This window comes from Micrococcus sp., assembly GCF_034179925.1.
In the GTDB taxonomy this organism is placed as follows: domain Bacteria; phylum Actinomycetota; class Actinomycetes; order Actinomycetales; family Micrococcaceae; genus Micrococcus.
On the sequence record NZ_JAXFPG010000007.1, the window covers coordinates 36,489 to 49,697 of the forward strand.

Here is a 13,209-nt window from a genome sequence, read left to right on the forward strand (position 1 = left end):
GATGAAATCACCAACCTCAATTCGCTCACCTCGATCAGGACGCTTAATGGAGAGATCATCTGAAATCCATCGATATATGTCAGAATCAATGGGGGATCGATCCATGTCAATCAAGCTCTTACGACTCGCCCTCAGGGAAGAACTAACGCGCTTAGACTTCACCTCCAGGAAGGAATTAAGTTCAGTCGAACCCCCCTCAGACAGCTTCGTCCCATTAAGCTCACGACCTAGGTAATCACGGATGGCCCGCTCGGAAAAATACAGTGCCACTTGGATAACACCCCTTTCTATTGGAATATCGAGAGGGAAATCTTTCAGAACCCCCCGCCGCCCCCGCCGTCCTGCGCCAGGTTCGAGAACCGCGAGTAGTGCCCCTGGAACCCCACCACAATGGTCTTGGTCGGCCCATTGCGGTGCTTCGCCACAATCAGGTCCGCCTCGCCGGCGCGGGGGGACTCCTTGTCGTAGATGTCCTCGCGGTGCAGCAGGATCACCATGTCGGCGTCCTGCTCGATGGATCCGGACTCGCGCAGGTCGCTCACCTGCGGGCGCTTGTCTGTGCGCTGCTCCGACCCACGGTTCAACTGGGACAGCGCGATCACCGGCACGTCCAGTTCCTTGGCCAGCAGTTTGAGGGCACGGGAGAACTCGGCCACCTCCTGCTGGCGGGACTCCACCTTCTTCCCTGAGCTCATCAGCTGCAGGTAGTCCAGCACCACCATCTTGAGGTCGTTCTTCTGCTTGAGCCGCCGGCACTTGGCGCGGATCTCCATCATGGTCATGTTCGGGGAGTCGTCGATGAAGAACGGTGCGTCGTTCAGTCGCCCCACCGTCGCGGCGATCTTGGACCACTGGTCGTCCCGGATGGTGCCCTTGCGCAGGTCTTGCAGGGCGATCGTCGCCTCCGCGCTCAGCAGCCGCATGGCGATCTCGTTCTTGCCCATCTCGAGGCTGAAGAACACGGTGGCCATGTTGTGGTGGATCGCCGCGGCCCGCGCGAAGTCCAGCGCCAGCGTGGACTTGCCCACCGCCGGGCGTGCGGCGATCACGATCATCTGCCCGCCGTGCAGGCCCTGCGTGAGCTCGTCGAAGTCGTAGAAGTCCGTGGGCACACCCGTCATGCCCTCGCCCTGGTTGCCGGCGGCTTCGATCTCATCGACGGCGTGCTCCATGATCGCCGAGAGTCGCACGTAGTCCTCGGACTGGCGGTTCTCCGCCACCTTGTAGATCTCGGACTGGGCCTCGTTGACGATCTCCTCGACCTCGCCGTCGCCGCGCTGGCCCAGCTGGGTGATGCGCGTGCCGGCGGTCACCAGGCGCCGCAGCACGGCTTTCTCCGCGACGATCTCGGCATAGAAGCTGGCGTTCGCCGCCGTCGGCACGGACTGGATGAGCTCGTGCAGCACCGCGGGCCCGCCCACCTTGGAGAGCTCCTGGCGCTTGTTCAGCAGGTCCGCCACGGTCACAGCGTCCGCGGGCTCCCCGCGGCTGTACAGGTCGACGATCGCCTCGTAGATCATCTCGTGGCTGGGCCGGTAGAAGTCGTGCCCACGCAGCAGCTCCACCACATCCGCGATCGCGTCCTTGGAGAGCATCATGCCGCCGAGCACCGAGCGTTCAGCCTCGAGGTCCTGGGGCGGGAGGAAGCGCTCGGCGGAGCGGCCGCCGTCGTAGGAGCCCGGGTCTCCGTAGCTGTCGGTCACCTGCGGAGACTCCCTTCCCGCCGTCGTCACGACGGCGGCGCCCGGGCCGGTTGCCGGCCTCGCCTTCTGATGGTGCGCCCCGAGGGGCGCGGGAACGTCGCCCCGCCGCCCGCCCCCATGCAGGTGGGGGCGTGGCGGTCCCCGGGGCGACGGTCTGGGCGGATGCGCGCCTGAACAGTGGTCACCTGCGGCCAATACCCGCCCTCGCGATGGGGATAGCACGGGACACTACGCGGGTGTGGGAGGCGGGGGCAACCGCGTTTCCCACACCCGGTGTGGACAACCGGTGGACAGTGCGGCGTGTCGTGTGGACCCCCTGGGGACAGCACTGTGGAGAACGTTCCGCCGAGAGCATTGACTCGCTTCTGACAAGGCCTTTTACCCTGTGGAGGGCTGTGGAGAAGAAGTCTCCCCCTCCCCGCAGGGCGTGTTTCCCTTCCACCAGCCTGGGGATCCACTGGCGGAATCGGCTCCGACAGGCGTTTCTGTCCACACAGGCCACCGTCTTGTCCACAGTTGTGGAGATCCACTGTGGACAATCATCGCGCATCTGGGGACAGCCGAGTTGACGCGTCCCGCCCCGCAGTCGTTCACTGCCCCGCCGAGTCACCTGGGGCACGCCCGGGCCCGGGCCAACCCCCTCTCCCCTAGTCTGGGGACGACTGTCTTCCGCCTCTCTCTGGAGCACCGCCATGAGCACCCTCTCCCGCCGTCAGGTGGCCGCTGGCCTCGCCTGGTCTGCCCCCGCCGTCGCCGCCGCGGCAGCAGCCCCCGCATTCGCCGCCTCCGGCCCGCCCTGCGGTGCTCACCTTCCCGTCGCCCTCGTCGCTGGCCGCTTCCACTGGGGCACCTACGACGGCACCCCCGGCGTCACGGATCAGCAGCTGCAGCTGTTCACCCGCATGCAGGTGATGAACGTGGCCCCCGGGTCGGTGGAGTCCTTCACCGCGACGTACACCATCAGCCGCCGCGCCGACGGCACCCCCGGCCCGGGCCTGCCATGGATCGGTGAGACCGCCTCGGACTACAGCCCGGAGCGCGCCGTTTGCACCACCACTGAGTGCGCCGAGTACGAGTGGACCGGCCACAACTACCCGTCGGACTCCTCCGTACTGGTGAAGACCGGTGACGGGGCCTCCCCGGAGTACACCGTGAGCTTCACCGTGCGCGACTTCACCGACGCCGCGTACTACGACGTGGACCTGCACTCCGCTTACGAACCGAACGAGGCCGTGTGCGGCTACACCTTCGACACGGGCACCTTCGGCGGCGGCACCCCCACCCCGATCAACCTGCAGAACACGCAGGACAACGACTACCGCACCGTCGGCACCCCCTTCGAAGTGTGGTTCTCGGACATGATGCGCGTGACGAACACGAACCAGCGCCAGGCCACCATGAGGGCTTCCTTCGTGGTGCGCATCCGGGTGGGCTCGGAGATCCAGACGAAGGAATTCTCCTTCCCCGCCCCGCTGCACGCCCTCGTGAACCAGGCCTACTACCCCGGCGGCCGGTGGTGACGGACCGCCCCTGCCGTCACTGACGGCGGAACCGCCCTGCACCCTTCACCCCCACCCCACAGGCCCTATACCCCAGGGAGAACGCCGCCGTGTCCACCGCCGCCAGCACCGTCCTCGCCGCTCTCGCAGACCAGCAACAGTGGCAGGAGGAGTACTACCGCCACCTGCACGCTCACCCCGAGCTGTCCATGCAGGAGACCGAGACCCTGGCAGAGATCTCCCGCCGCCTCGAGGGGTTCGGGTACCGGGTGCAGGGGATCGGCGGCGGCGTCGTGGGCGTCCTCGAGAACGGTGAGGGGCCCACGGTGCTGTTCCGCGCGGACGTGGACGGCCTGCCGGTGCAGGAGCAGACCGGCCTGGACTACGCCTCCACCGCCACCCGGCAGGACCGTGACGGCCTTACCCAGCCCGTGATGCACGCGTGCGGGCATGACGTCCACGCCACGGCGGCCCTCGGGGCGGCCGCACTGCTCGCCGAGGCCCGGCAGGCCTGGTCCGGCACGTACATCGCCCTGTTCCAGCCGGGGGAGGAGACCGCTGAGGGGGCCGCGGCCATGGTGGCCGACGGTCTCGCGGAGAAGGTCCCCACCCCGGACGTCTGTCTCGGCCAGCACGTGGTGCCCGCCCCGGCCGGCCTGGTGGGTGTGCGCTCCGGGGCGGCGCTGTCCACGGCGATCTCCATGAAGATCACCGTGCACGGTGCCGGCACTCACGGCTCCATGCCCCACCAGGGCGTGGACCCGGTGGTGCTGGCCTCGTCCATCGTGATGCGCCTGCAGACCGTGGTCTCCCGTGAGCTGGACCCGGACGAGTTCGGCGTGGTGACCGTCGGCTCCCTGCACGCCGGCTCCACCGCGAACGTGATCTCCGACCGCGCCGTGCTGCGCGTGAACTTCCGCGCCTACTCCCCCGAGGTCCGCGCCCAGCTCACCGAGGCGGTGGAGCGGATCGTGCGCGCCGAGTGCGCTGCGGCCCGCTCCCCGAAGGAGCCGGAATTCACCTCGTCGGACGACTTCCCCCTCACCCACAACGACGACGCCGCCACCTCCCGCGTGCGGGCCGCCTTCGAGGCGCGCTTCGGCCAGGACCGGGTGGTGACGCAGCCGCGCGGCACAGCCTCCGAGGATTTCTCCCGGATCCCCGACGCCTTCGGCGCCCCGTACTGCTACTGGGTGTTCGGCGGGCTGGCCGAGGGGCAGGAGCCGGTGGCCAACCACTCCCCGTTCTTCGCCCCCACCCTGCAGCCGACCCTGAGCACCGGCACTGAGGCTGCCGTCACCGCCGCCTTGGCCTGGCTGGGTGCTCAGGAGGGCTGAGCGGGTCCAGGCGCACTGAGGTCGTCCACGAGCTCGGCGAGCACAGCTGCCGCAGGCCCGAGCTGGGCGAGGAAGCCCTCGCGGGCCCCGCTCCAGGAGCTCACGCAGTACTCGAACTCGTCCTCGCTCGGCGTGTAGGACACCCCGTACCCCTCGGGAACGGACGGGGCGAAGGCGTAGCGGACGATCTGCTCCGCCCCGCCGATCGACGTGGTGGAGAGGAAGTCCTCCCGCGCCGCACGCACCCCCGGGTCCGCGAGCAGGGCGCGCACCACCGCCGCGGCCTCCTCTCCCACCACGGCGGGACCGTGGTCAGCACGGGATCCAGGGGCGTCAGCACCATTCACGCTATCACTACTGTCTGATGGTTTGGTCCTGTCATCCGCACGGCCTGATGTCCCGGCCAGTGTCCCCTCCACGGCCTTGCCCAGGCCCCACAGGTGGCGGTCCACCCCGGCGCCGGACTTGCACGCCTTCACCCAGTCCCGGTGGGCGTCCAGAGCCTGGGTGAACAGGGCACGCAGGGTGGGGGCGCCGTCGTCGTCCTGCGCGGAGTGCACCCCGTCCGCGAGGACCTCGGCGAGCGCGGCCATGGCCGGGGTGACGGGACGCAGGCACTCGGTGCGGCCGGCGACGTGCTCCCGCATGTCCACGGACTCGTACACGGAGCGCACCCGGCCGAACGCCCGCTGCTGGGCCAGCGCCATCACGGCCTGCTGCAGGAAGTCCGCACTCACCCGCATCCCCAGGCCGCTCACGTCCGGGCGGGGCACGCGCACCACATCCACCCGGAACCGGGCGGCCCGCTCCCGGTAGTCCGCCAGAGCACAGCGCAGCTCCGCCGCCAGGCCCTCACCCACGCGCCAGGTCAGCTCCGCCAGCACAACGTGCGCCCCCACCTCCGGGCCAGGGGCCTCACCCAAGGCGGGACCGTTCCCCGAGCCGGGCCCAGTCCCCGAGACAGGCCCGCCGCCCGCCTCGCCCGCTCCCGCCTGGATCCGGCGGATCACCTCGACGAGCGTGGCCCCGTCCACCGTGGAGTGCTCGCAGTGCAGGGCGATCCACCCGTCGGTGAGGCTGACCCCGTAGCTGATCGGCTTGTACACCCAGGCTCGGCCGGGGGTCACGGTGGCCCGCCGCAGCCGTTCGGCGGCCCCGTGGTCCACGTCGGCGGGCTCGTCCACGATCGTGCACGTGAACAGGGTGGCCGCCAGACGCCGATAGGCCGCGCTGTTGTGCTCGTCCTCGAGCAGACGCTCCAGCGGGGCCGCGAGCACCCGGCTGCCGAGCACCGAGAGCGCCACGAACCCGAGTCCGAGCCCATCCTCACCGGCGCCCCCCGCCGCGGTGGCCTCGGTGGCCCCATCCGCCTCAGTGGCCTCGACCACCGCCCGCACCGCCGAGGCGAACCATGCCTCCGGAAGGGGACGGCCGGCGTCGTCCGCGGCGGGCACGACGAACAGCCGGCCGGCGCGGATCAGGCCGATCTCCCGCCCCTCCGCCACCCCCGGGCCGGGGATCAGCACGTCCTGCTCCGAGCGCGGGTGGCGCAGACCGCCGTCGAGGCAGGCCCACTGGGCCGGATCCAGCACCGTGCCCCGGGCGTCCACCTCGGGCACCGTCCGCCCGCGCGACTGCGCCAGGTGCACCGCCGCAGCCCGGTGCAGGAACCGGGCGGCCCGATCGATCCCGGGGGCACCGAAGTCCCCGCCCACCTGGAAGGTGACGTTCGTGCTCAACGGCAGCGGGTCCCGCACCGCCAGGTAGTCCCCCAGCCAGGCCCGGGCCATCCAGTTGCCCCCGGCGGCGTCCTGCCGGGCCGCGAACGCCTCGAGGGCCCGCTGGGCGGGACCGCCGGCCAGGTGCGCGGCGGCGATCCGCTCCCGGGTGGCGGCGAGGGTGCGGTCGTCCACGACGCCGGCCACCGCCCGCTCGAGGCGTTCGAGGGTGGCGTCCAGGGCCGGGACGGGCAGGGGCTTCACGGCGGGGTCCTCTCGGAACGGGGCGGCGGGGAGGCCCCGGGGGGCCTGCGCTGTACGTATCATGCCCGCTGCCCGCGCCCGGCGGGATCCCCCGCCCTCCGGCCCCACCCCCGGACACGCGACCGCCCCGGCCCGCTCGTTCGGAGCGGACCGGGGCGGTCGAGGTCGCCGAGGCGACCGGCACGGTGCCGGCCCGCCGCGCGGAGGCGGGGGCCGGCGTCGTGCCTCAGAAGCGGATGATCACTTCTTGGAGCCCTTGGCGGCGACGACCTGCAGCTCGACGACGGCGACGACGTCCTCGTGCAGGCGCACCTGGGCCTGGTGGTTGCCCACGGTCTTGATGTGGGAGGGCAGGGTGATGTCCCGCTTGGAGACGGTGCCGAGACCGGCGGCCTCGATCGCCTCGGCGACGTCGGCAGCCTGAACGGCGCCGAACAGGCGGCCCTCGGCGCCGGCGGTGCGCTCGATGCGCACGGTGCCGGACTGCAGCTTCTCGGCCTGGGCCTGGGCGTCCTCGAGGTTCGCCGCAGCACGGGCGGCACGGGCGGCCTGCAGGGACTCGACCTGCTTCTCCCCGCCCTTGGTCCACACGGTGGCGAAACCGCGCGGGAGCAGGTAGTTGCGGGCGTACCCGTTCTTGACCTCGACCACGTCACCGGCGGTGCCGAGGCCCGAGACCTCCTGGGTCAGGATGAGCTTTGCCATCTGTGTTCCTCTCCTTCGCTCGCTCGATCAGCCGCGGCCGGCGCCGGCGTAGGGCAGCAGGGCCACCTCGCGGGCGTTCTTGATGGCCTGGGCGATCTTGCGCTGCTCCTGGACGGTCACGCCGGTCACGCGACGGGCGCGGATCTTCCCGCGGTCGGAGATGAACTTGCGCAGCAGGGCCACGTCCTTGTAGTCGATCTCGGTGATCTTGGCGGCCTTGAGCGGGTTGGACTTCGGTTTGGGCTTGCGGAGTTCAGCCTTCGCCATCGTGGTGCTCCTTCATTCTCTGGAGCCCGCAGAACGGTTCTGCGGGATGGGATCCGCGCCGGCACGGCCCCGAGGGGCCTGGCACGGAGTGCACGGCGGCGGTGCCGCCGTGCGTGGGTGGCCCGAAGTGGGCCTCCGGGCGACGCGCGCCCGGACGGTGAGTCCGTGGGTGTCCCCCGTGGACGGATCAGAACGGGGGCTCGCCCCCGGCGGGAGTGTCCCACCCGCCGCCGGACCAGGGGTCCTGCTGCGGGGCGGACTGTCCACCGGAGGGCTGGTTCCAGCCGCCGCCCGAGGGCTGACCACCCTGGGGGGCGCCGAAGCCGCCCGACTGCGGGGCACCGCCGCCGAAGCCGCCGCCCCCCTGCTGGCCGCCGCCGAAGCCGCCACCGGACTGGCCGCCGCGCTGGGCGCGCGTGACCTTCGCGGTGGCGTACCGCAGCGACGGGCCGATCTCGTCCACGTCCAGCTCGTAGGACGTGCGGTTGTTGCCCTCACGGTCCTGGTAGGAGCGGGCCTTGAGGCGGCCCTGCGCGACGACGCGCATGCCCTTGGTCAGGGACTCCGCCACGTTCTCCGCGGCCTCACGCCAGATGGACGCGCGCAGGAACAGGGTCTCCCCGTCCTTCCACTCGTTGCTCTGACGGTCGAACGTGCGGGGCGTGGACGCGATCGTGAAGTTCGCGACCGCCGCGCCGTTCGGGGTGAAGCGCAGCTCGGGGTCGGCGGTGAGGTTGCCGACCACAGTGATGACGGTCTCTCCGGCCATGGTCACTCCTGATGTTCGCTGGGGCGGTGGGACACCCGAGGACGTCAGATCACTCGGCGGTGACCTTCTGCTCCTCCGGACGGATGATCTTGGTGCGCAGGATGGTCTCGTTGATGTTCAGGAGACGGTCCAGCTCCTTGGTGGCGGCCGGCTGCGCGTGGAAGTTGACGACCACGTAGATGGCCTCGGACTTCTTCTGGATCTCGTAGGCGGTCTTGCGACGGCCCCACACGTCGATGGTGTCGACGGTGCCGCCGTCGTTGGTGACGACCTCGAGGTACTTCTTGAGGGTCGGCTCCACGGTGCGCTCGTCGACCTCAGGGTCGATCAGCACCATCAGCTCATAAGCACGCATGCGAACCCACCTCCTCTGGGCTTGCGGCCACGGTCTCTCCGTGGCAGGAGGTTCTGTGCTCGACCCCCGCGCGTCGTTCCGCACTCTTCGGCGGCACGCAGGGGATCCCGACCATCCTATCACCCGGGGGTGAGGGCGGGGCGGGGCGAGGGTCCGCCTGCCGATCCAGCTGCCGGGCCGCCTCCCGCTCCGCCGAGACTGCAGTAGTGGCGGCCCCGAAACCCTCCGCGGCCGCCACTACTGCAGTCTCGGCGAGCCAGCGCCTCTCCCCCACCGCTCTCACCCCTCCTCCAGCCACGGCGCGTCCAACGGCTCCAGCCCCAGCCGCACCCGGCGGTACGCGAGGTCCGGCTTCCGGTGCCGGAGCACCCGGCCGTCCGGCGTCGTGAGCACCGGCACCTCCGGGTTCACCTCGGGCTCGGGCCAGCCGGAGGCCACGAGGCCCAGCCGCAGACGGCTCTCCTGCGGGGAGTCGACCCCGCCCCGCAGCTGCGGAAGGGCCTGCCGCAGCGCCCGGACGCCCCGGATGGACCCCCGGGCGGCCACGAGCTCGGCCAGCTCGTCCATGTGGGAGAGGGGGTGCCGGGCGAGGTCGCCGGGCCTCGGCCTGACCGGGCGCTGCAGCAGGGCGTCCCCGGCGATCACGAGCTCCTCGACCGTCATCCCCACCGCGGCCAGGTCCGTCCAGGTCCAGGCCGGCGAGGTCAGCCGCCAAGTGCCGGTGGCATCGGTCACCGTGCGCACATGCTCCGGGGGCACCTGCGTGCTGTGCCCCGTCACCCCGGCGATCCGCGGCCACGCCCCGCCCGCACCACGGGTCACGTGCACGGTGTCCTCGAGCGCCTGGGGCAGCCACATCCCCCAGGCCCGGGCCGCCGTCGCATGGCTCACCACGAGCCGTCGATCCCGCCGCGCCAGCGCCGCCGCGAAGGCAACGGACGACGGGGAGGCGTCACGACGGCGTCGCACCCCACGGGCGGGCACCGCCAGGCCCCGCCTCCGGACCCGTGCGGCCCTGAACCCGGCAGCACGGGCCTCCCCGAGGGAGAACACCGGGCCGGGGAGGGAGGCGAGGGGGTCAGGAGAAGGGCTCACCCCTCCATCCCAGCGGACCCGGGGGCACGACGTCAGCCCTCGGGGCGGATCTGTGGAGGAATCCGGAGTGCGGGGCGGGTGTGCAGGAGTGGATGGAGATGGCGGGCAGGTGTGGGAGGAGTGGATGGGGGTGGAAGGGGTGAGGTGAGGCAGCCGGGAGTGGGCCCCGAGACGGGCTTCACGGGGGGCACTAGGACGAGAGCGCCCCAGGACAGGCGCTGGGACGAGAGGGACCCCACGGTCGAGCGCCCCCCGGACGCTCCCTCACCGAGACTGCAGAAGTGGCGCCCTCGGAGGGCTCCGGGACCGCCACTTCTGCAGTCTCGGCGGAAGGAAGGGGGCCGGGGTGGGGCGGAGGGAGGCCGAACTTCCAGGCCCCACCTCTCACACCCCTCACACGCCGCGGAAGAACGCTTCCGCCACGGCCGCCAGGTGCCCCGGATCCTGGGCTCCGCACATCTCACGGGCCGAGTGCATGGAGAGCAGGCCGATGCCCACATCCACGGTGCGGACCCCGAGCCGTGTGGCGCTGATCGGGCCGATCGTGGAGCCGCAGGGGACGTCGTTGTTGCTCACGAACCGCTGGAACGGCACCCCGGCGGCCTCGCACCAGCGGGTGAACGCGGCCTCGCCCACCGCATCCGTGGCGTAGCGCTGGTTCGCGTTGATCTTCAGCAGCGGGCCGGCGTTCACGCGCGGGTGATTCGCCGGGTCGTGCCGCTCGGTGTAGTTCGGGTGCACGAGGTGCCCGGCGTCGGCCGAGAGCAGCCAGGAGCCGGCCCGGGACCGCGCCACCGCCTGGCCCCGCACGCCGAGCACGTCCAGCACTCGCGCCATGACCTCCTCCAGCAGGGGCCCGCCCGCGCCGGTGCGGGTGTCCGAGCCGACCTCCTCGTGGTCGAACGCGGCCAGCACCGGGATCACCGGAGCGCCGGCGGCCTCCCCCAGCACTGCGTCGGACACCACCGCACCCCCCTCACCCGCGAGCGCCTCCATCGCCACGAGTCCGGCGTGCACGGAGGAGAGGTTGTCCAGGCGCCCGGAGGCGAAGAATTCACCGTTGGCGCCGAAGGTGCCGGGGGCTTGGGCGTCGGCCACCACGACGTCGGCCCCGCGCACCTGGGTGGGGTCCACGCCGGCCTCGGCGGCGAGCAGGTCGATCACGTCACCGCTCATCCGCACCACGGTGCCGCCGCCGGTGTCGCCCTCGGCCCCGCATGCCCCCTCAGCCTCGGAGTCGCCCTCGCCGGGGCGGGGTTCGGCGGCGACGATCGGCTGGGTGTGGCGCTGACGCTGGAGGGTGAGCCCCTCGGCGTTCACGGTGCGGTCCAGGTGGACGGCCAGCTGGGGGATGCGGCCCACGGGTCCGGTGGCGGCGAGCACGGTGCGACCGTCCGCGAGCACGAGCCGGCCGGCGAAGCGCAGCTCGCGGTCCAGCCAGGAGTTCAGCAGGGGCCCGCCGTACACCTCGACGCCGGCCTGCACCCAGCCATCGGCGGTGACGCCGCGGTGCTGGGGCTTGAGCTTGAAGCCGGGGGAGTCGGTGTGGGCTCCCAGCACCCGGAACACCGGCACACCGGACGCGGGCACGCCGGCGGGGCCGGCGTCGTTCTCGGCTGGGGCCCTCTCGGGGAGGATCCACGCGACCACGGCGCCCTCGCGCACCAGCACATGCCCGCCGGGGGTGGAGGGGAAGTCCGCGGACTCGTCCACCCGGGTGAAGCCGACGGCCTCAAGCCGGCGGGCCACCTCCTCGGCGGCGTGGAAGCTCGAGGGTGAGGCCTGCACGAACGCGGCGAGGTCCTGCAGGTGCGCGGAGACGGAGGAGGGCGTCGTGGTGCTCATGGTCAGGACGCTACCGCGCGGCGGAGCCCGTCGCCCCGGAACGCCGGCGAGTCCGGGTCCCGGGCGGGGTCGCCGCCGGGGCCGCGCACGAGGTCGTCCTCGGGGCTGAGCACCTCGGCGACCACCCGCCCGCACAGCCACAGCAGCGCCACCATGTGCGCGAAGATCGCGGCCACGTACACGGAGTCGTCCATGGAGTGCTGCGGCATGGACCCGGAGGTCGCCCCGGCCAGGTACATCCACACGGCGAAGAAGTGCAGCGCCTCCACGCCCTGCCACACCCAGAAGTCCTTCCAGCGGGGCACGGCCAGGGCGGCCAGCGGCACCAGCCACACCACGAACTGCGGCGAGTACACCTTGTTGGTGAGCACGAACGCGGCCACCACCAGGAAGGCCAGCTGCGCCAGGCGGGGGGTGCGTCGGGCGGCCAAGCCCAGCACGAGCACACCCGCGCAGCACACCGCGAACGCCCCCCACGCGTAGAGGCTCAGCCGGCCCTCGGGCACCAGTGGCCAGCCGGCCTGCACAGCCATCACGTCCCAGGCGTTCCACACGCTCGACAGCCCCGGCCCGCGCTCGGAGGAGAACGTGAAGAACACCGCCCAGGAGTCGAAGTGGGTGAGCATCAGCGGCAGGTTCACGGCCAGCCAGGCGACGACGGCGCCCGCCGTGGCCTGCAGGAACGGACCGAAACGGCGCGAGCGCAGGGCGAGCACGAGCATCGGCCCGAGGATCAGCAGCGGGTACAGCTTGGTGGCCGCCCCGAGGCCGATCAGCACCCCGGCCCAGCCCGGCCGGCCCCGCAGCCAGGCCAGCATGCCGCCGGCCAGCAGGGCCACCGCCCACAGGTCCCAGTTCACGGTGCCCGCCAGGATGATCCCGGGCGCCACCGCCACCATCAGCCCGTCCGTCCACCGGCGGCCCGCGGCACGCACCGTGAGCACCGCGGTGACCGCCCACAGTCCGACGACGGCCAGCAGGTTCACCCCCCAGAACACGAGGACGCCCTGCTCCGGCGGGAACGGCAGCCAGTGGGTGATCTGCGCCGCCACGGACGCCACGAGGGACATCAGCACCGGGTACTCGAACGTGGAGTCGGCCCGGAACGGGGCCCACGGGTCCTCGGCGAACCCGCGGCCGCCGTAGAGCGCGGCCCAGTCCGAGTAGCAGCCGGCGTAGTAGACGTCCGGGGCCCCCCAGCCGTGCAGCAGGCACGGGGCCTTCTGCAGGAGGGTCACGACGGCGCCCAGCGCCACCAGCACCGCGGTCAGGGCCAGCGGGCTCGCCCAGGCGCCGGTGCCGCGGCCGGGCCCGTTCGCGGCCAGGCCGCCGGGCAGACCGAACCGGCCGCCCCGCTGCCCCGGGGCCAGGGTGAGGGGGTCTGCGGAGGCGGGGGAGCCGGCGTCGTGCCGGGGGGTGCCGGGGCCCGCGTGTGCGCCCTCAGCGGAACCGGCGGGGGTGCCGGGGGCCGCACGGCGGGGTCGGGGGCGGGGCGCCTCCGGGTGGGGGTGGGCGCCGCCAGGGGCGCTGACGGGCGGATCGTCGGGGGAGGCGGGCTGCGCCGGGGCCGGTGACATGGGCCCATCCTAGGAAGCCCGGGAGAGGCGGCGGGCCGATCCACCCTGCGGGCGCCGGCGTCGTGCGGCGTAAGC

At 72.1% G+C, this 13,209-nt stretch carries 11 protein-coding genes; 2 read left to right on the forward strand and 9 right to left on the reverse strand.

Annotated elements, in window-relative coordinates; genetic code table 11:
- Positions 1-314: 314 nt before the first annotated feature.
- Positions 315-1,703 carry a replicative DNA helicase gene (gene dnaB / locus SPI96_RS01420; protein ID WP_321080582.1) on the reverse strand — a complete coding sequence of 463 codons (1,389 nt, stop codon included), beginning with the start codon at positions 1,701-1,703 and terminating at the stop codon, positions 315-317.
- Between the two features lie 692 nt (positions 1,704-2,395).
- On the opposite strand from dnaB, the gene SPI96_RS01425 reads away from it, so the two are divergent.
- A complete protein-coding gene (locus tag SPI96_RS01425; RefSeq protein WP_321080583.1) occupies positions 2,396-3,223 on the forward strand; it encodes a hypothetical protein in 828 nt (275 codons plus the stop codon).
- An 89-nt stretch (positions 3,224-3,312) separates the two neighbouring features.
- Positions 3,313-4,539, forward strand: coding sequence for an amidohydrolase (locus SPI96_RS01430; RefSeq protein ID WP_321080584.1), 1,227 nt, complete (start codon positions 3,313-3,315; stop codon positions 4,537-4,539).
- On the opposite strand, the gene SPI96_RS01435 is transcribed toward SPI96_RS01430, so the two are convergent.
- The 8 genes from SPI96_RS01435 to SPI96_RS01470 all read right to left on the reverse strand — a co-directional run bounded on the left by SPI96_RS01435 (position 4,527) and on the right by SPI96_RS01470 (position 13,134).
- A complete protein-coding gene (locus SPI96_RS01435; protein ID WP_321080585.1) occupies positions 4,527-6,521 on the reverse strand; it encodes a choline/carnitine O-acyltransferase in 1,995 nt (664 codons plus the stop codon). The two genes, SPI96_RS01430 and SPI96_RS01435, sit on opposite strands and share 13 nt — an antisense overlap.
- Positions 6,522-6,761: 240 nt before the next feature.
- Positions 6,762-7,226: a 50S ribosomal protein L9 gene (gene rplI, locus SPI96_RS01440; protein WP_321080586.1), complete on the reverse strand. Its 465-nt coding sequence runs from the start codon at positions 7,224-7,226 to the stop codon at positions 6,762-6,764.
- 27 nt (positions 7,227-7,253) lie between these two features.
- On the reverse strand, positions 7,254-7,493 hold the full coding sequence (rpsR, locus tag SPI96_RS01445) for a 30S ribosomal protein S18 (RefSeq protein WP_224355990.1): 240 nt from the start codon (positions 7,491-7,493) through the stop codon (positions 7,254-7,256).
- 187 nt (positions 7,494-7,680) lie between these two features.
- A complete protein-coding gene (locus SPI96_RS01450; RefSeq protein WP_321080587.1) occupies positions 7,681-8,262 on the reverse strand; it encodes a single-stranded DNA-binding protein in 582 nt (193 codons plus the stop codon).
- A 49-nt stretch (positions 8,263-8,311) separates the two neighbouring features.
- The gene (gene rpsF, locus SPI96_RS01455) at positions 8,312-8,617 is read right to left on the reverse strand and encodes a 30S ribosomal protein S6 (RefSeq protein ID WP_321080588.1); all 306 of its coding nucleotides are present in this window, start codon (positions 8,615-8,617) and stop codon (positions 8,312-8,314) included.
- 279 nt (positions 8,618-8,896) lie between these two features.
- Positions 8,897-9,712, reverse strand: coding sequence for a hypothetical protein (locus tag SPI96_RS01460; RefSeq protein WP_321080589.1), 816 nt, complete (start codon positions 9,710-9,712; stop codon positions 8,897-8,899).
- 393 nt (positions 9,713-10,105) lie between these two features.
- Positions 10,106-11,557: a M18 family aminopeptidase gene (locus SPI96_RS01465; protein ID WP_321080590.1), complete on the reverse strand. Its 1,452-nt coding sequence runs from the start codon at positions 11,555-11,557 to the stop codon at positions 10,106-10,108.
- 2 nt (positions 11,558-11,559) lie between these two features.
- On the reverse strand, positions 11,560-13,134 hold the full coding sequence (locus SPI96_RS01470) for a glycosyltransferase family 87 protein (protein WP_321080591.1): 1,575 nt from the start codon (positions 13,132-13,134) through the stop codon (positions 11,560-11,562).
- Positions 13,135-13,209: the final 75 nt, after the last annotated feature.

Coding starts and splice junctions, on each gene's coding strand:
- SPI96_RS01425 (WP_321080583.1), top strand. CDS start 2,396: ATGAGCACCCTCTCCCGCCGTCAGGTGGCCGCTGGCCTCGCCTGGTCT.
- rplI (WP_321080586.1), bottom strand. CDS start 7,226: ATGGCAAAGCTCATCCTGACCCAGGAGGTCTCGGGCCTCGGCACCGCC.
- rpsR (WP_224355990.1), bottom strand. CDS start 7,493: ATGGCGAAGGCTGAACTCCGCAAGCCCAAACCGAAGTCCAACCCGCTC.
- SPI96_RS01450 (WP_321080587.1), bottom strand. CDS start 8,262: ATGGCCGGAGAGACCGTCATCACTGTGGTCGGCAACCTCACCGCCGAC.
- rpsF (WP_321080588.1), bottom strand. CDS start 8,617: ATGCGTGCTTATGAGCTGATGGTGCTGATCGACCCTGAGGTCGACGAG.
- SPI96_RS01465 (WP_321080590.1), bottom strand. CDS start 11,557: ATGAGCACCACGACGCCCTCCTCCGTCTCCGCGCACCTGCAGGACCTC.
- SPI96_RS01470 (WP_321080591.1), bottom strand. CDS start 13,134: ATGTCACCGGCCCCGGCGCAGCCCGCCTCCCCCGACGATCCGCCCGTC.